We start from the raw sequence: 19,667 nt of genomic DNA, 5'->3' as shown, positions 1-19,667 counted from the left end.
TCAGTGGTGTGAAGAGAGGCGGAGTTTACGCTGCCCGTCAGAAAATAAACAGGCGTCTGAATCAAAATCGACACGAAAAATCAAAATAGCATTCCAGTTTGTTACCAGGGCGTGCTGACGCAAGCTGAAAGAAAAAAGCTGAAGCCTTTTATGCGTCAGCTATTGAGGGTCTGTTGGAGAAAAAATGTGCTTCACCTCAAAAAATTGCTACAAAACCGGTAACTTTTCTTGCGTGCTGAAGCAGAAAGATCCAGACTTCTTGAAACGTTTCAGCGAGATCTGGTTTTTTTGATAACTCAGATTGGCGCTTTTTTTCTCATAGTGGCTGAATCGTTTCAATTCAGCAGGAGAGGAGACACATGTTCCAGTTATCGGTTCAGGACATTCATCCGGGCGAGCAGGCCGGAAATAAAGAAGAGGCCATTCGGCAAATCGCCGCCGCGTTAGCGCAGGCGGGGAATGTGGCGGGCGGCTATGTTGACGGTATGCTGGCGCGCGAACAGCAAACCTCGACCTTTCTTGGCAATGGTATTGCGATTCCCCATGGCACAACAGACACGCGCGATCAGGTGCTGAAAACCGGCGTCCAGGTCTTTCAATTTCCGCAGGGCGTTACCTGGGGAGAAGGCCAGGTCGCCTACGTGGCGATTGGTATTGCCGCCAGTTCGGACGAACACCTCGGCCTGCTGCGTCAGCTGACGCATGTGCTGAGCGATGACTCCGTGGCTGAACAGCTGAAATCCGCGACAACGGCGGAAGAGCTGCGCGCATTGCTGATGGGCGAGAAGCAAAGTGAACAATTAAAACTTGATAACGAGACGATGACGCTGGATGTCATCGCCAGCTCGCTGGTCACATTGCAGGCGCTAAATGCGGCGCGTCTGAAAGAGGCGGGAGCGGTTGATGCGGCGTTCGTCGCAAAAACGATTAACGATAGTCCGATGAATCTGGGACAAGGCATCTGGCTGAACGACAGCGCGGAAGGCAATTTGCGCAGCGCTGTTGCGGTAAGCCGTGCGACCCAGGCGTTTGACGTAGAGGGTGAAAAAGCAGCCTTATTAGTCACTGTCGCGATGAACGATGAGCAGCCGATTGCCGTGCTAAAACGCCTCGGCGACCTGTTGCTGAACAATAAAGCCGATCGTCTGCTGAGCGCTGACGCCGCGACGCTGCTGGCGTTGCTGACCAGTGATGATGCGCTGACGGATGACGTACTGAGCGCGGAATTTGTAGTGCGTAATGAGCATGGTCTCCATGCCCGTCCGGGCACCATGCTGGTGAATACGATTAAACAATTTAACAGTGAAATTACCGTGACAAACCTTGATGGAACCGGCAAACCGGCAAACGGACGTAGTCTGATGAAAGTGGTGGCATTAGGCGTGAAGAAAGGCCATCGTCTGCGCTTTACCGCGCAGGGTGAAGATGCTGAACAGGCGCTGAAAGCGATTGGCGATGCGATCGCCGCCGGTCTCGGGGAGGGCGTATAATGAGCAGGCGTGTCGCCACCATTACCCTTAATCCGGCTTACGATCTGGTTGGGTTTTGCCCTGAAATCGAACGCGGCGAAGTGAACCTGGTGAAAACCACGGGTCTGCACGCGGCGGGCAAAGGCATTAACGTTGCCAAGGTGCTGAAAGACTTAGGCATCGACGTCACCGTCGGCGGTTTTCTCGGTAAAGATAACCAGGACGGTTTTCAGCAATTGTTCAGCGAACTGGGCATCGCTAACCGCTTTCAGGTGGTTCAGGGCCGGACCCGCATCAACGTGAAGCTGACGGAAAAAGATGGCGAAGTGACAGACTTCAACTTTTCCGGCTTTGACGTGACCCCCGCAGACTGGGAACGCTTTGTTAACGACTCCCTGAGCTGGCTGGGCCAGTTCGATATGGTCTGCGTCAGCGGTAGCTTACCGGCTGGCGTGAGTCCGGAAGCGTTCACCGACTGGATGACGCGTCTGCGCAGCCAGTGTCCATGCATTATCTTTGATAGTAGCCGTGAAGCGTTAGTCGCCGGTCTTAAAGCTGCGCCGTGGCTGGTGAAACCGAATCGCCGCGAACTGGAAATTTGGGCGGGTCGTAAGCTCCCGGAAATGAAAGATGTAATTGATGCGGCGCACGCGTTACGCGAACAGGGTATCGCTCATGTGGTGATTTCGCTGGGGGCGGAAGGCGCGCTGTGGGTTAACGCCTCAGGAGAATGGATCGCTAAACCACCGGCGGTTGACGTGGTAAGTACCGTCGGCGCAGGCGATTCCATGGTTGGCGGATTGATTTACGGCCTGCTGATGCGCGAGTCCAGCGAACATACGCTGCGTCTGGCGACGGCGGTTGCCGCGCTGGCGGTCAGCCAGAGCAATGTGGGTATTACCGATCGTCCTCAGTTGGCCGCAATGATGGCGCGCGTCGACTTACAACCGTTTAACTGACAGCAGGAGAGGCATAATGAAAACGCTGCTGATAATTGACGCTAATCTCGGCCAGGCTCGCGCTTACATGGCGAAAACCCTGCTTGGAGCGGCGGCGCATAAAGCAAATCTGGAAATTATCGATAATCCGAATGATGCTGAGCTGGCGATCGTGCTGGGCGAATCTCTGCCGAACGACAATGCTCTGAACGGCAAAAAGGTTTGGCTGGGGGATATTGGTCGCGCCGTCGCGCATCCGGAACTGTTTCTGAGTGAAGCCAAAAGCCATGCGACCCCTTACAGCGCTCCTGCTGCGGTTGCTCCTGCGGCGAGCGGCGGTCCGAAACGCGTGGTCGCGGTAACGGCCTGCCCGACCGGCGTCGCCCATACTTTTATGGCGGCTGAAGCCATTGAAACAGAAGCGAAAAAACTCGGCTGGTGGGTAAAAGTCGAAACGCGTGGTTCCGTGGGGGCTGGCAATGCTATCACCCCGGAAGAGGTGGCGGAAGCGGATTTAGTCATTGTGGCGGCGGATATCGAAGTGGATCTGGCGAAGTTTGCCGGTCTCCCGATGTACCGCACGTCGACCGGCCTGGCGCTGAAAAAGACGGCGCAGGAGCTGGATAAAGCCGTAGCGGAAGCGACGCCGTATCAACCGGCGGGTAAGGCATCGCAAGCGGCGACCGAAGGAAAGAAAGAGAGCGCTGGCGCATACCGGCATCTGTTGACGGGCGTTTCTTACATGCTGCCTATGGTGGTTGCCGGGGGACTGTGTATTGCGCTTTCCTTCGCCTTTGGTATTGAAGCCTTTAAGGTGCCGGACACGCTGGCGGCGGCGCTGATGCAGATTGGCGGCGGTTCGGCGTTTGCGCTGATGGTGCCGGTACTGGCGGGTTATATCGCTTTCTCCATCGCGGATCGCCCAGGCCTTACGCCAGGTCTGATTGGCGGTATGCTGGCGGTTAGCACCGGTTCCGGTTTTATCGGCGGGATCATTGCCGGCTTCCTTGCCGGGTATATGGCGAAGCTTATCAGTACCAAATTGAAACTTCCGCAAAGTATGGAAGCGCTGAAGCCAATCCTGATCATCCCGTTAATTTCCAGTCTGGTGGTGGGGCTGGCAATGATTTACCTGATCGGTAAACCGGTTGCCGGGATTCTGGAAGGGCTCACCCACTGGCTGCAAACCATGGGAACCGCAAACGCAGTGCTGTTGGGCGCGATTCTCGGCGGGATGATGTGTACCGACATGGGCGGCCCAGTGAACAAAGCGGCGTATGCGTTTGGCGTTGGTCTGCTGAGTACGCAAACTTACGCGCCGATGGCGGCGATCATGGCCGCAGGTATGGTACCGCCGTTAGCGCTGGGTCTGGCGACGATGGTGGCGCGTCGTAAGTTCGACAAAGCGCAGCAGGAAGGCGGTAAAGCGGCGTTGGTGCTGGGGCTGTGCTTTATCACTGAAGGCGCTATTCCGTTTGCGGCGCGCGACCCGATGCGTGTACTGCCGTGCTGTATCGTTGGCGGCGCGTTGACCGGGGCCATTTCTATGGCGGTAGGCGCAAAATTGATGGCGCCGCATGGCGGTCTGTTTGTTCTGCTTATCCCAGGCGCAATTACGCCGGTATTGGGATACCTGCTGGCAATTGTGGCCGGTACGCTGGTGGCAGGGCTGGCTTATGCCGTCCTGAAACGTCCGGAGACGGAAGTCGCGGCAAAAGCGGCGTAAGAGAAACACGCTAAAAAAGGCAGAGCGCGCTCTGCCTTTTTTATTGCCTGAAGAACATTGAGCGTCAGGCCACCGCTTCGGCAATTTGCTGGGCTTTTAACCACGCAATCTCTTCCGCCCAGATATCAGGATTGATGGTCTCCAGTATCAGCGGAATACCGTCAAAACGCCCATCCTGCATAATCCAACGAAACGCATCGTGGCCGATATTGCCTTCACCCAGGCTGTGATGACGGTCAACGCGGCTACCGAAGGCGCTTTTGGCGTCGTTCAGGTGCATTCCGCGCAAATACTGAAATCCGACAATTTTCCCGAATTCGGTGAACGTTTTTTCGCACGCCTCTGGCGTACGCAGATCGTATCCGGCGGCAAAGGCATGGCAGGTATCGATACAGACGCCAACGCGCGACTTATCTTCCACGCCGTCGATGATGGCGGCTAACTGTTCAAACTCAAACCCCAGATTACTGCCCTGACCGGCTGTATTTTCGATAACCGCCGTAACGCCCTCGGTCTGCGCGAGGGCAATATTGATGGATTCCGCGATCCGCGCCAGGCAATCCTCCTGTGCAATCTGCATCAGATGGCTACCGGGATGAAAATTAAGCAAGGTTAAGCCGAGTTGTTCACAGCGTTGCATTTCATCGAGAAAGGCATCGCGTGATTTTTCCAGCGCTTCACTGACCGGATGGCCCAGATTAATCAGGTAACTATCGTGGGGAAGGATTTGCGCCGCTGAAAAATGATACTTTTCACAGGCGATTTTAAAGTCATCAATGACCTGGGGAGTAAGGGGGGCGGCACGCCACTGACGCTGGTTTTTTGTGAAAAGCGCAAAGGCCGTTGCGCCAATTTCAGCCGCGCGGGCAGGGGCGTTAGCCAGACCGCCAGCAGCGCTGACGTGCGCTCCGATGTATTTCATAAAAGACTCCTGTTAAACCCGCTAACGGTTCATTACGAACGCTATGATAACGGGTTAACAGGCGTGAAACGTAATAATTTATGCGATAAGGCTATGGATTAGGACGTTAATGGCGCCACCGCCAATAATCAGCCAGGCGAATAATGCCAGCGCCATCAGCAGCGGTTTCGCCCCCGCTTTTTTCAATGCGCTAACGTGAGTGGTCAGACCCAACGCCGCCATTGCCATCGCCAGCAGCACCGTATCCAGCGTCACCAGCATATCCACCACGGCTTTCGGCAGCAGGTGGAAAGAGTTGAAGATCGCCACTACGATGAAGAAAATAGCAAACCACGGAATGGTAATTTTGCTTTTTTCCGCGCCGGTCGCCGGTGAAAGCTGTTTAACGCGTGCCGCCAGAATGATCAGGAACGGCGCCAGCATCATGACACGCAGCATCTTAGCGATAACTGCCGCATTTTCCGCATCCGGGCTAACGGCGTGACCCGCTGCGACCACTTGCGCGACTTCATGCATGGTTGAGCCGATATAGATGCCGTAAGTTTTCGGGCTGAACCAGTGCGCCAGCAGCGGATACATTGCCGGGTAAAGGAAAATAGCGATGGTGCCGAAAATAACGACAGTCGCGACGGCTACAGTAACCTTACTGGCTTCCGCTTTTACCACCGGTTCTGTCGCCAGTACCGCCGCCGCGCCGCAGATACTGCTACCGGCGCCAATCAGCCAGCTGGTATGCCTGTCCAGACCAAAGACTTTTTGGCCTAAGAAGCAGGCCAGCATGAACGTGCTGGAAAGCGTTAATACGTCAATCACAATACCGCTAATACCCACGTCGGCGATTTGTGAAAAGGTAAGGCGGAAGCCGTAAAGGATAATCCCTAAACGCAGCAGATGTTGTTTTGCAAACAGCACGCCGCCGTCGCATTGTTTCCATATTTGTGGATAGACGGTATTCCCGATAACCATACCCAGCAGGATAGCCAGGGTCAGGGCGCTGAACCCCGCGCCTGCAACGGCAGGGATAGCGCCGCCCCACAGGGCGACTCCTGTAATGACGGCGCTCAGAGCGAGCCCCGGTATAAAATGCCACATTGTACGACGATGATTCTGCAAGGTGAGTTCTGTCATAACCTTCTCCTGTATATGGACAATAAGGTTACGGTGATCTGGTTTAAAAATAAAATTGATTATATATTTATAATTAATCTTTATAAGTGGTAAGTGAAACGCTATCGGTGGGATACGACTATTCATATTACGCTACGACAACTTGAAGTGTTTGCTGAAGTACTGAAAAGCGGTTCAACAACCCAGGCGTCGGTCATGCTGTCATTATCGCAGTCCGCCGTTAGCGCCGCGCTCACCGATCTGGAAGGTCAGCTCGGCGTACAGTTGTTTGATCGGGTGGGGAAACGGCTGGTGGTCAACGAACATGGGCGCTTGTTATACCCGCGCGCGCTGGCGTTGCTGGAGCAAGCGGTAGAAATTGAGCAGCTATTTCGTGAAGATAACGGCGCGATACGGGTTTATGCCAGTAGCACCATCGGCAATTACATTTTACCCGCCATGATTGCCCGCTATCGCCAGCATTATCCGGCCTTACCGCTGGAACTCAGCGTGGGAAACAGCCAGGACGTGATTAACGCGGTGCTGGATTTTCGGGTTGATATCGGCCTGATTGAAGGACCATGTCACAGTACAGAGATTATTTCTGAGCCGTGGCTGGAAGATGAGCTGGTGGTCTTTGCCGCGCCGTCCTCGCCGCTGACGCAGGGGCCGGTGACGCTGGAACAGCTTGCGGCATCCCCATGGATTTTACGCGAGCGCGGTTCCGGTACGCGGGAAATTGTCGATTATTTGCTGTTGTCGCATTTGCCGCGCTTTCATATGGCGATGGAGTTGGGGAATTCAGAAGCGATCAAACATGCGGTACGTCATGGACTGGGGATAAGCTGTTTATCGCGCCGGGTGATTGCTGAACAACTTCAGGCGGGAACCCTGGGCGAAGTCGCGGTGCCGTTACCGCGCCTGGTGCGCACGTTGTGGCGTGTTCATCATCGGCAGAAACATCTTTCTAACGCGTTGCAGCGTTTTTTGAGTTACTGTGAATAAAGGTGAAGAGGAGGGCTGCCCGGGCGGCATCGCCATTTTTAGTATCCGCTTACGTATACGTTATTCTCTGCTTTACTTATAATCCGTGGCCGGTCATGAAGGTCTCTTATAACCGCGCATTTGTGTCGGAAGGATAGTATTTCGTCTGTTACAATCGCGCCTCATTTTTTGGATGGATAGCATTTTCACATGGGTTCCAAAACTAAAACCACAGAAGCGCCCGCGCTACGTCGCGAATTAAAGGCGCGTCACCTGACGATGATTGCCATTGGCGGCTCCATCGGGACAGGTCTTTTCGTTGCATCTGGTGCGACAATTTCTCAGGCGGGGCCAGGCGGCGCGCTGTTTTCTTATATTCTGATTGGTTTGATGGTCTACTTCCTGATGACCAGTCTTGGCGAGCTGGCGGCCTATATGCCAGTATCTGGCTCGTTTGCGACATATGGTCAGAACTATGTGGAAGAAGGCTTTGGTTTCGCGCTGGGCTGGAACTACTGGTACAACTGGGCGGTGACTATCGCTGTTGACCTGGTTGCCGCGCAATTGGTGATGGGCTGGTGGTTCCCGGACACGCCGGGCTGGATCTGGAGCGCGCTATTCCTCTGCGTCATTTTCTTGCTGAACTACATTTCCGTGCGCGGTTTTGGCGAAGCGGAGTACTGGTTCTCGTTAATTAAAGTCGCGACCGTTATTATCTTCATCATCGTTGGCGTAGCGATGATTATCGGTATCTTTAAAGGTGTTGAGCCGGTCGGCTGGAGCAACTGGACGACGGGCGATGCGCCTTTTGCTGGCGGTTTTGCGGCAATGATTGGCGTCGCGATGATCGTGGGCTTCTCTTTCCAGGGAACTGAGCTGATTGGTATTGCCGCCGGGGAATCTGAAAACCCGGAGAAGAATATTCCGCGCGCGGTGCGTCAGGTGTTCTGGCGTATTCTGCTGTTTTATGTTTTCGCGATTTTGATTATCAGCCTGATCATTCCTTATACCGATCCAAACCTGCTGCGTAACGACGTCAAAGACATTAGCGTCAGTCCGTTTACCTTAGTGTTCCAGCATGCGGGCTTGTTGTCTGCGGCGGCGATAATGAATGCGGTTATCCTGACGGCGGTACTGTCTGCGGGTAACTCCGGGATGTATGCCTCGACCCGTATGCTCTACACCCTGGCCTGTGACGGTAAGGCCCCGCGTATTTTTGCGAAATTGTCCCGCGGCGGCGTACCGCGCAATGCGCTTTATGCCACCACCGTGATTGCCGGTCTTTGCTTTTTGACCTCAATGTTCGGCAACCAGACGGTCTATCTGTGGCTGTTGAACACCTCCGGTATGACGGGCTTCATCGCCTGGCTGGGGATTGCCATTAGCCATTATCGCTTCCGTCGCGGTTACGTGATACAAGGGTATGATGTGAATGATTTGCCGTACCGTTCCGGGTTCTTCCCGCTGGGGCCGATTTTCGCCTTTGTACTGTGCCTGATTATTACGTTGGGGCAGAACTATGAAGCGTTCCTGAAAGATACCATCGACTGGGGCGGTGTCGCGGCGACCTATATCGGTATTCCGCTGTTCCTGCTTATCTGGTTCGGCTACAAGCTGATAAAAGGTACGCATTTCGTGCGCTATAGCGAAATGCACTTCCCGGAACGCGTTAAAAAGTAACGTAGTATTCTCGTCATAGGCCGGATAAGGCTTTATGCCGCCATCCGGCACGGACTGCCTGGACCTGACCCTTCTAACCCTCTCATTCGAGAGGGTTTTTTGTTTTTTCTTTATGATTGGTTCAAATGACATAATTATTAACAATTAAATTGATAATTATTATCGTTTGCTTTATCGTTACGCTCGAAATCAGAAAGGATGAAGATTCGGGCGCGACCGTCACTAATGAGCCCGACTCGCCTGCATAAAAAGAGTTCGCCGTGATAACCGTTATCGCAGGCGAAACGTAATGCGTTGTGAGCGATAACCGATTTTTTTTGTCGTATTTACCTCATGGAGAAATGGAATGTTTAGGTTTAACCCTTTCGTTCGGGTAGGGCTTTGTATGTCCGCAGTTACGTTGGCCTGGCCGGTTGCCGCGGCAACGGATGATGGTGAAACTATGGTCGTTACCGCGTCCGCCATCGAACAAAATCTGAAAGATGCGCCAGCAAGTATCAGCGTCATTACCCAACAAGATTTACAGCGCAGGCCCGTGCAAAACCTGAAAGATGTCCTGAAAGAGGTGCCGGGCGTACAGCTCACTAACGAAGGGGATAACCGTAAAGGCGTGAGTATTCGTGGTCTGGACAGCAGTTATACGCTGATCCTGATCGACGGTAAGCGCGTTAACTCCCGTAACGCGGTCTTCCGCCATAATGATTTTGATCTGAACTGGATACCGGTTGACGCTATCGAACGTATTGAAGTGGTGCGTGGCCCCATGTCCTCGCTGTATGGCTCCGATGCGCTGGGCGGCGTGGTCAACATTATCACCAAAAAAATTGGTCAGAAATGGCACGGCAGCGTCACGGTTGACTCCACTATTCAGGAACATCGCGACCGTGGCGATACCTATAACGGTCAGTTCTTTACCAGCGGTCCGCTGATCGACGGCGTGCTGGGAATGAAAGCCTACGGTAGTCTGGCGAAACGCGAAAAAGACGAGCAGCAGAGCTCCGCCACCACCGCTACGGGTGAAACGCCGCGCATTGAAGGATTTACCAGCCGCGATGGAAACGTCGAGTTTGCCTGGACACCAAACGAAAATCATGACGTTACCGCAGGCTACGGTTTTGATCGCCAGGACCGGGACTCCGACTCGCTGGATAAAAATCGTCTGGAACGGCAAAACTACGCGTTGAGCCATAACGGACGTTGGGATCTCGGCAATAGCGAGCTCAAATTCTACGGCGAAAAAGTGGAAAACAAAAACCCCGGCAACAGTAGCCCTATCACGTCAGAAAGCAATTCGATTGACGGGAAATACGTTCTGCCGTTAGCGTCTGTCAACCAGTTCCTCACCTTCGGCGGCGAATGGCGTCACGATAAACTGAGCGATGCGGTGAACCTGACCGGCGGTTCCAGTACAAAAACCTCCGCCAGCCAGTATGCTCTGTTCCTTGAAGATGAGTGGCGCATCTTCGAACCGCTGGCGCTGACCACCGGTATTCGTATGGATGACCATGAAACCTATGGCGATCACTGGAGCCCGCGTGCTTATCTGGTTTATAACGCAACGGATACCCTGACGGTGAAAGGTGGGTGGGCCACGGCCTTTAAAGCGCCGTCGCTATTGCAATTAAGTCCGGACTGGGCGACCAACTCCTGCCGTGGCGGATGCCGCATTGTCGGTAGCCCGGATCTGAAACCTGAAACCAGTGAAAGCTGGGAGCTCGGCCTTTATTACCGGGGCGAAGAAGGCATACTGGAGGGCGTGGAAGCGAGCGTTACCACGTTCCGTAACGATGTGGACAATCGCATCAGCATTAGTCGTACCCCTGACGTTAACGCCGCGCCCGGCTATTCCAACTTTGTCGGTTTCGAAACCAACAGTCGGGGACAGCGCGTTCCGGTCTTCCGTTATTACAACGTGAATAAAGCGCGTATTCAGGGCGTGGAAACCGAGTTGAAAGTTCCGTTTAACGAGGCGTGGAAACTGTCGTTGAATTACACCTATAACGACGGACGCGACGTCAGTAATGGCGGGAACAAGCCGCTTTCCGATCTGCCGTTCCACACCGCGAACGGTACGCTGGACTGGAAACCGGTGCAGCTCGAAGACTGGTCATTCTACGTATCAGGGAATTATACCGGGCGTAAGCGGGCCGACAGCGCAACGGCGAAAACGCCGGGCGGGTACGTGGTCTGGGATACCGGCGCGGCATGGCAGGCGACGAAAAACGTTAAACTGCGTGCGGGCGTTTTGAACGTGGGCGATAAAGATCTCAAACGCGACGACTACGGTTATACCGAAGACGGACGTCGTTACTTTATGGCGGTGGATTACCGTTTCTGACAGAGACTGGCGACAGCCGCGTTTTGCCGCTGTCGCCAGAATGTTATAACCGATGCAGCCTGGAGAGCAGCGCCAGCGACAGAGTCGTTAGCAGAATGGCGATCACCGCATAGATATAAACGCCCGACCACGCCCAGCTATTTTTCACCATAATTACCGGCACACCGGCCATTGCCGCGCCGACATAGCTGAACAATCCCCGAAAGCCGGTAATCGATCCCGCCGCATCCTTATGGGTCACATCCAGACAGCCGACGGCAAAAAGCATATGCGGTCCGTATAAGGCGAAGCCCATGATGGTGAACAGAATCGCGGTGAGGGTGTAAGAGGTATCCTGAACCAGCGGCACCAGCACGATGCATATGCACAGCGCTAACGCGAAGATTAACCCGGTCATCCAGCGGTTACTTTTGAACATAAAGTCAGACAAGTAGCCTGCCAGCAACCCACCTGCCAGTCCGCCCGCCTCAAACCAGGAAATAATCGAGTTCGCTTTTATCAGACTCCAGCCGTGAACCTGCGAATAGTAAATCTGCGGCCAGTCGTTAAGAATAGTGCGCGCAATATAAACCGACATATCACCGATAATAATGATCCATACCAGTGGATTGGTCAGGATATATTTCACAAAAATCTGCCAGAAGCTCAGGTTGACCGGGCTGGCCTTGACCTGGGCCAGTTCCGTCGGGTCGTTACGCCACTGCCCCACGTTGGGCAAACCTAACGTACCGGGACGATCTTTAATGGTAAATAGCGCCACTATCCCCATCAGCAGCGAAATGGCGCCGGGAACATAAAACCCCATTTTCCAGCTACCGCTAAAGGCGATAGCAAAACTGGTCAGCAGCGGCGCGAGGCTGCCGCCGATATTGTGCGCCGCTTCAACGATAGCCCACCAGCGTCCCCGTTCGTTTTTCGAAAACCACGAGGCCATAATTTTCGCCATCGGCGGAAAGCTGGTGCCCTGTAATATCGCGTTGAGACTGTACAGCACGTAGAATGCCGCCACGCTGTCGGAAAAGCCGAACAGAATATTTACAATCCCCACGCCAATCAGCACCGGGCCGGTCATGGCTTTCGGGTTAATTTTATCGACCAGCATCCCGCCGACAAACTTCATCGCGCCATAAAGAATGTAAAAAATAGAAGACATAATGGCGAAGTCTTCTGCGGTCAGCGACGTTTCCGTCAGCATGGCCGGCATCGCGGCGGAGAAGTTTTTACGGGTAAGATAAAAGACGGCATAAGAGATAAAGACCGAGGCGATAATCTCAAAACGAAATTTTTTATAGGTCTGGTCTATCTCTTTTTTCTCTTTTACAATCGGCTTATCGGGCTGGCTGAAAATAAATGTTTTTATACTCATTTTAAAATTCCCTTCCGGCGAGGTGAGTCGCGTTATAATTCATCTTCAATAAGAAAAAGAAGCAATTCGAAACCGTGATAATTAATCTGATGGTGGATTTTTTCCCGTACAACCGGCTTCGCTTTCCAGGCAATACCGGTGCCAGCATGTTCTAACATCGGCAGATCGTTGGCGCCATCACCGCAGGCAATAATATTCTCCGTGGCAATATTTAACCGGGCAGCCAGGTCAACCAGCGTCTGTTTTTTGTTTGCGGCATTCATAATCGGCAAGGTAATGTTATCCGTCAGAACGTTATCGCGTATTTCAACCGTATTCGAAAAGGCATAATCCAGTTGATACCGTTCTTTTAGACGCTGGGTGAATATATCCAGTCCCCCGGAGATAATCGCGGTTTTAAATCCTTTGGCCTTGATGACTGGCAGAATAGTTAACAGGCCTGGCGAAAGGGTCATGCGATCGCATACGGCGTTCAGCACTGCTTTCGGTGTGCCTTTCAACATTCCGATACGTCGGGTAAAACTGGCGTTAAAATCAAGCTTGCCCTCCATCGCCTGTTGGGTAATGGCGGTGATTTGCGTCGACATGCCAAGCTCGCGGGCAATTTCATCCACGCCTTCTTCCGCAATAAATGTCGAGTCCATATCAAACGCGATAATACCGTTAGCAGGCAGTGGCTGCGGCTTAATAAAAAAATCAAACTGCCATTGCAATGAGAGTTCGCGTAAATAGCGATAAAATTCAGGCGTCAGACATTCCGCTGGCAGCGTAAGCTTTAAATAAGCGGTATTGATAAGCGCGGCATAACGTTTATCAAATAATAGCGGAAACGGCATGGTGACGGCATTAAATAACGTTTCCTGTAATTTTTTCTGAAACGTATCGATATCCTGTGTAGTAATAAAATAAATAATGCTCATATGATAACTCCCTTAATTTACGGGTATTATAATGGCTCTTTTGCGGCGTGGAATCTCGTGCTATCACAGATATCACAGCCAGAAAAGGGCTAAAAAAGCGTTGTTTTTGATACCAGGTAAAGTTCAGACACAAAAGGTATCACTTTTGATATGCCAACTGTGCGAGGATGTTATTTATAACTGAACGCGAATGACACTGAAAGGATTGATATAACGATGGAGAGTTGCCTTGATATATTCAAAATAGTAATAGGTCCATCCAGCTCACGTACCGTAGGGCCGATGCGCGCCGCCTGTCACTTTATTTCATTGCTCAGAGAACAAGAGACGTTGCCGCTAATTCGGGAAATTGAAATCGAGCTGTATGGCGCGTTATCGTTAAGCCGCAAGTGCCACAATGTGGATACCGCCCTTTATCTTGGGCTGCTGGGTTGCCAGCCGGAGAATGTCGATCTCCGTTCGCATATGGCGGTGATTAAGCGTGCGGAAAATGAAAACAAAATCGAACTCCCGCTCTCCGACGCGGGCGGAATCACGATAAAAGTCAAGATTATCGCCAATCACCAGGCGCATCCAGGCCATCCTTATGCCATGACGTTTCGCGCCAGAGATGATTATTTCACGGTGTATGAAGAGACCTGGTTTTCGACCGGCGCCGGACAGGTTCGCAAACATGGCGAGCCGCTGACGCCATCGCTTCCTTTGCGTACAGTGTCGCCCTTTGAATTTAGTCATGCCGCGCAGTTGCTGGCGCTGTGTCGGCGTAACGGCCTGTCCGTGGCGGCGCTGATGATGAAAAATGAGCTGTGCCGCCACTCGCCACAGATGTTGCAGAATTATCTGGCGCAAATATGGGACGTGATGCAGCAGGCGGTTTATCGCGGCCTGCATACTGAGGGGGTATTACCCGGTACCGCGGCGCGCCTGTGCGTTACATAAGACGTTACAGGCTAACCGCTCCGCCAGCGATTTTTTAACCGCGCTGAACTGGGTCAATGCCTTCGCGATTGCGGTAAGCGAAGAAAATGCCAGCGGCGGACAGATTGTTACCGCGCCAACCAATGGCGCGTGCGGCATCATTCCGGCAGCGCTCTGCTGGTATGATAAATTTGTCACGCCGCTGGAGCCCGGTGCTCTGACCCGTTTCTTCCTGACCGCCGCCGCTATCGCGATATTGTTTAAACAAAACGCCTCTATTCTGGGATCTGAAGTTGGCTGTCAGGGGGAAATCGGCGTGGCGTGCTCAATGGCGGCGGCGGGCCTGGCTGAACTGATGGGCGCATCCGTGGAGCAAACGCTGAGCGCCGCTGAAATTGCCATGGAACATCATCTGGGATTGACCTGCGATCCGCTGGGCGGGCAGGTACAAATTCCCTGCATAGAGAGAAATGCCATCTCTGCCGTGAAAGCGATAAACGCGGCGACGATGGCGATGAGTCGCGTAAGTGAACCCTGTATCTCGCTCGATGAGATCATTGCTGCGATGTACGAGACCGGTAAAGACATGAGCGCTAAATACCGTGAAACGTATCATGGTTCGCTGGGGAAAATTCAGCCGCGCAAGAGAGGGTAACAGCGTGAAATACAATACGATGAATAACGACGAGATTATCCTGTCGTTGTGCGCCCGCTTAAAGGAGACGCGCCTGTCTCTTTCGATAACCCAGCAGCAGCTTGCCGATCGCGCGCACGTTGGCATTGCCACCATCAAGCGTATCGAGAAGGGGGGAGGGCTCAATCTTGATACGTTAATTTCTCTCCTGCGGGCGCTGGATAAGTTGCATAATCTTGATGCGGTGCTGTTTGAATCCGAGCTGCGTAATTTTCACGAAAGTTATGAAGGTGGAGAGGGCAGCGGCCGCCTTCAGGTACGCCAGCAGGCCGCGGATTTAAATAATAAATCTTCCGCGCCGCAGTCGGAGGAGGTGAATTACAGCGCGGCGCTGGAAAATTCATTATGTTGGTGACGTCTCACGCTCGTCCCGTAAATACCGGGCATGAAAGCGCAGATGGTCCTCGATGAAGGACGCAATAAAATAATAGCTATGATCGTAGCCAGGCTGGATTCGTAGCGTCATCGGCCAGGTGGTTTGCCGCGCGGCTTCCGCCAGTACGGCGGGCTGAAGTTGATCGGCGAGGAATTGATCGCTGTCGCCCTGATCGATGAGCACAGGAATGGCGTCCTGCGGCTGGCTGGCCAGCATTAATTCGCAGCTATCCCACTCAGTCCAGGCTGATTCATCTTCGCCGAGATAAGCGGTAAGCGCTTTGATTCCCCACGGCACGCGGCTGGGGTTGACGATAGGCGCAAAAGCAGAGACGCTGGTGTATTTGCCCGGATTTTTCAGCGCCATGATTAATGCGCCGTGGCCGCCCATCGAGTGCCCGCTGATGGCGCAACGGTCGCTGACGTTAAACTGTGTCTGGATAAGCGCCGGAAGCTCATCGCGCAGGTAATCGTACATGCGATAATGGCTGGCCCAGGGCGGCTGTGTGGCATTGAGATAAAACCCGGCGCCGTGGCCTAAATCGTATCCGCTATCGTCGGCGACCTGTTCACCGCGTGGACTGGTATCCGGCATCACCAATACAATGCCCAGTTCTGCTGCGATACGCTGCGCGCCTGCTTTGGTGGTAAAATTCTCATCATTGCAGGTCAACCCGGACAACCAGTACAGTACCGGAGGCGGTTCATTATCCTGAGTCGGCGGAAGAAAAATGCTGAATGTCATGGCGCAGTTTAGCGTGGCGGCATGATGACGCCAGCGCTGCTGCCAGCCGCCAAAACATCGGTGCTCTTCGAGCATTTCCATGCGGGGGCTCCTTTTATGGTGAACCTGATAAGGTATGCAGATTCTTCATAATACAGATTATTCACCGCGTTGTGAGTAACTTTCACTTCCGTAATACATAAACATGCTTCATCATTTAAATAACGTTGCGTTAACAAATATGCCCTTTGTCCTGCCATCATTCTCGCACCGGAAAAGATGTCATGAAAGGCAGCGACAATTTCAACAATTATGGGCGTGAATACTGGATTATGTGCGCTACCTCACGCACAATAATCACACTGTCACAATATTGACAAACTTTGCCCCATGCAGGGCAGAGGCGCCACACCTGCAGGAGAACACGATTAATGCCATCACTCAGTAAAGAAGCGGCCCTGGTTCATGACGCGCTGGTTGCCCGGGGGCTGGAAACGCCGCTGCGCCCGCCTATGGATGAACTGGATAATGAAACGCGAAAAAGCCTTATCGCAGGGCATATGACTGAGATTATGCAGTTGCTGAATCTCGATTTGAGCGATGACAGTCTGATGGAAACGCCGCATCGTATCGCTAAGATGTACGTTGACGAGATTTTCGCTGGCCTCGACTATGCTAATTTCCCGAAAATTACCCTCATTGAAAATAAAATGAAGGTGGATGAAATGGTCACCGTCCGCGATATCACGCTGACCAGCACCTGTGAACATCACTTCGTGACCATTGATGGCAAAGCGACCGTCGCGTATATCCCCAAAGATTCCGTGATCGGCCTGTCGAAAATTAACCGCATCGTGCAATTCTTCGCCCAGCGTCCGCAGGTTCAGGAACGTTTGACCCAACAAATTCTGACGGCGCTGCAAACCTTGCTCGGCACCAATAATGTAGCGGTATCGATTGATGCGGTGCATTACTGCGTGAAAGCGCGCGGTATTCGTGACGCAACCAGCGCCACGACGACGACGTCGCTGGGCGGATTGTTTAAGTCCAGCCAGAATACGCGCCAGGAGTTTCTGCGTGCCGTTCGCCATCATCCATGATTAAGGCGGAGACGATGGAGCGTAATGTCACGCTGGATTTTGTACGTGGCGTCGCTATCCTCGGTATCCTGCTTCTTAACATTAGCGCCTTTGGATTGCCGAAGGCGGCTTATCTCAATCCCGCCTGGTACGGCGCGATCGTTCCCGAAGACGCCTGGTCCTGGGCGATTCTCGATATTGTGGCGCAGGCTAAGTTTCTTACGCTGTTCGCGTTGTTGTTTGGCGCGGGGCTACAAATGCTGCTTCCGCGTGGTAAACAGTGGATTCAATCGCGCTTGACGCTATTGGTACTGTTAGGTTTTATCCATGCGTTATTCTTTTGGGACGGCGACATTCTGCTGGCCTACGGTCTGGTCGGATTAATTTGCTGGCGACTGGTACGCGACGCGCCTTCGGTAAAAAGCCTGTTCAATACCGGCATACTCCTTTATCTGGTCGGGATTGGCGTGCTACTGCTGCTGGGCGTGGTATCGAGTAGCGAAACCAGCCGCGCCTGGACGCCGGATGCGTCGGCAATATTGTATGAAAAATACTGGAAGCTGAACGGCGGCATGGAGGCTATCAGCAACCGGGCAGAGATGCTGTCAAATAGTTTACTGGCGCTCGGCGCGCAGTATGGCTGGCAACTGGCAGGTATGATGCTGCTGGGCGCCGCGCTAATGCGTAGCGGCTGGCTGAAAGGTCAGTACAGTCTGCGGCACTATCGCCGTACCGGGGCTCTGCTGGTGGCGTTAGGGCTAATGATCAACCTGCCTGCGGTCATTTTACAATGGCGGCTGGACTGGGCGTACCGCTGGTGCGCCTTCTTATTGCAGGCGCCGCGCGAACTGAGCGCGCCGTTGCAAACGCTGGGCTATGCCGCGCTGATGTTTGGCTTCTGGCCGCAGCTTAGCCGATGCAGACTGACGCTTGCCATTGCCTGCGTAGGGCGAATGGCGCTGACCAATTATCTGCTGCAGACGATCATCTGTACCACGCTGTTTTATCAGTTTGGCTTATTTATGGAATTCAATCGGCTGGAAATCTTGTTCTTTGTCGTTCCGGTATGGGCAATAAACCTTCTCTTTTCCGTCATCTGGCTACGTTTCTGGCGACAGGGACCGGTCGAGTGGTTATGGCGTCAACTCACGTTGCGCGCGTCAGGATCGCTCAGATAACGATCTGAATCACATTCATTAACAAAATCGCTGTAACCGTTTCCATCCCTGTGATGTTTCTCACGTAGTCCTGGGCAGGGTGCTGACAAAATAGCCGCCTGTTAACGGGGCATTTGTGAGCATTTTTGAACTCAAACAGGGCAGTGAATATGATCACCATTCGTGATGTAGCGCGCCAGGCTGGCGTGTCTGTAGCGACCGTTTCCCGCGTACTGAATAACAGCGCGTTGGTCAGTCCCGACACCCGTGACGCCGTTATGCAGGCCGTCACCCTGCTGGGATATCGGCCAAATGCGAATGCGCAAGCGCTGGCCACCCAGGTGAGCGACACCATCGGCGTCGTGGTCATGGATGTTTCCGATGCCTTTTTCGGCGCTCTGGTGAAAGCCGTAGATCTGGTCGCGCAGCAGCACCAGAAATATGTTCTCATTAGCAACAGTTATCATGAGGCGGAAAAAGAGCGCCATGCGATTGAAGTCTTGATCCGTCAGCGTTGTAACGCATTGATTGTTCACTCAAAAGCCTTAACCGATCGCGAGCTGAGCGACTTTATGGATCAGATCCCCGGTATGGTGCTGATTAACCGTATCGTGCCGGGTTATGCGCATCGTTGTGTTTGTCTCGACAATGTGATCGGCGCCAGAATGGCGACCCGAATGTTGCTGAATAATGGACATCAACGCATCGGCTACCTGGCCTCCAGCCACCGTATTGAAGACGACGCGATGCGCAGAGAAGGGGGGTTACACGCGCTGCAAGAGCAGGGGATTGCTGCGTCGGAGAGCTGGATAGGCACCGGCACGCCGGACATGCAGGGCGGCGAGTCGGCAATGGTTGAGTTGCTGGGACGCAATCTGCAACTGACGGCGGTATTTGCCTATAACGATAACATGGCGGCGGGCGCGCTGACGGCGTTAAAAGATAACGGCATCGCCATTCCCTTGCATCTGTCTGTCATCGGTTTCGATGATATCCCTATTGCTCGTTATACCGATCCTCAGTTGACTACCGTGCGCTATCCTATTGCTTCTATGGCGAAAATCGCGACCGAGCTGGCGTTACAGGGGGCCGCAGGCACGCTGGATATCACGGCGACGCACTGCTTTATGCCGACCCTGGTGCGGCGCCATTCGGTGGCATGGCGACAGAATGCGGTACTGATCACTAACTGATTACGCCCCGCATGTAACCGTTTTCAATCTGTGAGTAAATTCACAGTTTATTAACATTGTGATAGCTATGATGACAA

At 53.2% G+C, this 19,667-nt stretch carries 15 protein-coding genes and 1 pseudogene; 11 read left to right on the top strand and 5 right to left on the bottom strand.

The window, feature by feature from the left end; all coding sequences use genetic code 11:
- Positions 1-359: 359 nt before the first annotated feature.
- The 3 genes from fruB to fruA are packed head-to-tail and all read left to right on the top strand — an operon-like array spanning position 360 to position 4,133.
- On the top strand, positions 360-1,490 hold the full coding sequence (gene fruB, locus ACFK9X_RS15770; protein WP_151116989.1) for a fused PTS fructose transporter subunit IIA/HPr protein: 1,131 nt from the start codon (positions 360-362) through the stop codon (positions 1,488-1,490).
- A complete protein-coding gene (gene fruK, locus ACFK9X_RS15765) occupies positions 1,490-2,428 on the top strand; it encodes a 1-phosphofructokinase (RefSeq protein WP_000091249.1) in 939 nt (312 codons plus the stop codon). The genes fruB and fruK overlap by 1 nt, the downstream gene beginning before the upstream one ends.
- A 16-nt stretch (positions 2,429-2,444) precedes the next feature.
- Entirely contained in the window at positions 2,445-4,133 is a 1,689-nt protein-coding gene (fruA, locus tag ACFK9X_RS15760; RefSeq protein WP_151116987.1) for a PTS fructose transporter subunit IIBC, read from the top strand.
- Positions 4,134-4,197: 64 nt separating this feature from the next.
- Here the strand turns inward: fruA and nfo are convergent, their stop codons facing one another.
- Together nfo and ACFK9X_RS15750 are read right to left on the bottom strand one after the other, a co-directional pair.
- On the bottom strand, positions 4,198-5,055 hold the full coding sequence (nfo, locus tag ACFK9X_RS15755) for a deoxyribonuclease IV (protein ID WP_023204025.1): 858 nt from the start codon (positions 5,053-5,055) through the stop codon (positions 4,198-4,200).
- Positions 5,056-5,133: 78 nt separating this feature from the next.
- The gene (locus ACFK9X_RS15750) at positions 5,134-6,183 is read right to left on the bottom strand and encodes a YeiH family protein (protein WP_151116985.1); all 1,050 of its coding nucleotides are present in this window, start codon (positions 6,181-6,183) and stop codon (positions 5,134-5,136) included.
- A gap of 120 nt (positions 6,184-6,303) precedes the next feature.
- On the opposite strand from ACFK9X_RS15750, the gene yieE reads away from it, so the two are divergent.
- The 3 genes from yieE (at position 6,304) to cirA (ending at position 11,164) form a co-directional block, all read left to right on the top strand.
- Positions 6,304-7,167, top strand: coding sequence for a DNA-binding transcriptional regulator YeiE (gene yieE, locus ACFK9X_RS15745; protein WP_000548316.1), 864 nt, complete (start codon positions 6,304-6,306; stop codon positions 7,165-7,167).
- Positions 7,168-7,356: 189 nt separating this feature from the next.
- Positions 7,357-8,826 (top strand): lysine-specific permease, encoded by a 1,470-nt coding sequence (gene lysP, locus ACFK9X_RS15740; RefSeq protein WP_000534999.1) that lies wholly within the window; start codon positions 7,357-7,359, stop codon positions 8,824-8,826.
- Positions 8,827-9,172: 346 nt separating this feature from the next.
- On the top strand, positions 9,173-11,164 hold the full coding sequence (gene cirA, locus ACFK9X_RS15735; protein WP_000488255.1) for a catecholate siderophore receptor CirA: 1,992 nt from the start codon (positions 9,173-9,175) through the stop codon (positions 11,162-11,164).
- A 43-nt stretch (positions 11,165-11,207) separates the two neighbouring features.
- Here the strand turns inward: cirA and ACFK9X_RS15730 are convergent, their stop codons facing one another.
- Positions 11,208-12,530 (bottom strand): MFS transporter, encoded by a 1,323-nt coding sequence (locus ACFK9X_RS15730; protein WP_000023807.1) that lies wholly within the window; start codon positions 12,528-12,530, stop codon positions 11,208-11,210.
- Between the two features lie 32 nt (positions 12,531-12,562).
- Positions 12,563-13,450: a phosphoserine phosphatase SerB gene (gene serB / locus ACFK9X_RS15725; protein ID WP_000022914.1), complete on the bottom strand. Its 888-nt coding sequence runs from the start codon at positions 13,448-13,450 to the stop codon at positions 12,563-12,565.
- A 216-nt stretch (positions 13,451-13,666) separates the two neighbouring features.
- Between serB and ACFK9X_RS15720 the strand changes: the two are divergent.
- Together ACFK9X_RS15720 and ACFK9X_RS15715 are read left to right on the top strand one after the other, a co-directional pair.
- Positions 13,667-15,023 (top strand): annotated as a pseudogene (locus tag ACFK9X_RS15720) (L-serine ammonia-lyase).
- 4 nt (positions 15,024-15,027) lie between these two features.
- Positions 15,028-15,417, top strand: a complete 390-nt coding sequence (locus ACFK9X_RS15715) for a helix-turn-helix domain-containing protein (protein WP_020839215.1) — start codon at positions 15,028-15,030, stop codon at positions 15,415-15,417.
- On the opposite strand, the gene fghA is transcribed toward ACFK9X_RS15715, so the two are convergent.
- Positions 15,406-16,263, bottom strand: a complete 858-nt coding sequence (gene fghA / locus ACFK9X_RS15710) for an S-formylglutathione hydrolase (protein ID WP_000425491.1) — start codon at positions 16,261-16,263, stop codon at positions 15,406-15,408. The two genes, ACFK9X_RS15715 and fghA, sit on opposite strands and share 12 nt — an antisense overlap.
- A 329-nt stretch (positions 16,264-16,592) precedes the next feature.
- On the opposite strand from fghA, the gene folE reads away from it, so the two are divergent.
- The 3 genes from folE (at position 16,593) to galS (ending at position 19,590) form a co-directional block, all read left to right on the top strand.
- The gene (gene folE / locus ACFK9X_RS15705) at positions 16,593-17,261 is read left to right on the top strand and encodes a GTP cyclohydrolase I FolE (protein ID WP_001139611.1); all 669 of its coding nucleotides are present in this window, start codon (positions 16,593-16,595) and stop codon (positions 17,259-17,261) included.
- Positions 17,262-17,275: 14 nt separating this feature from the next.
- Entirely contained in the window at positions 17,276-18,418 is a 1,143-nt protein-coding gene (gene yeiB / locus ACFK9X_RS15700; protein WP_151116983.1) for a DUF418 domain-containing protein YeiB, read from the top strand.
- A 149-nt stretch (positions 18,419-18,567) separates the two neighbouring features.
- Complete coding sequence (gene galS, locus ACFK9X_RS15695; RefSeq protein WP_151116981.1) at positions 18,568-19,590, top strand: HTH-type transcriptional regulator GalS; 1,023 nt, start codon at positions 18,568-18,570, stop codon at positions 19,588-19,590.
- The last annotated feature ends 77 nt before the right edge of the window (positions 19,591-19,667 follow it).

Source organism: Salmonella sp. WC3 (assembly GCF_042932255.1).
GTDB classification, from domain to species: domain Bacteria; phylum Pseudomonadota; class Gammaproteobacteria; order Enterobacterales; family Enterobacteriaceae; genus Salmonella; species Salmonella enterica.
The sequence above is the reverse complement of the archived record's forward strand: the minus strand, read 5'-3'. Positions and strand labels throughout refer to the sequence as shown.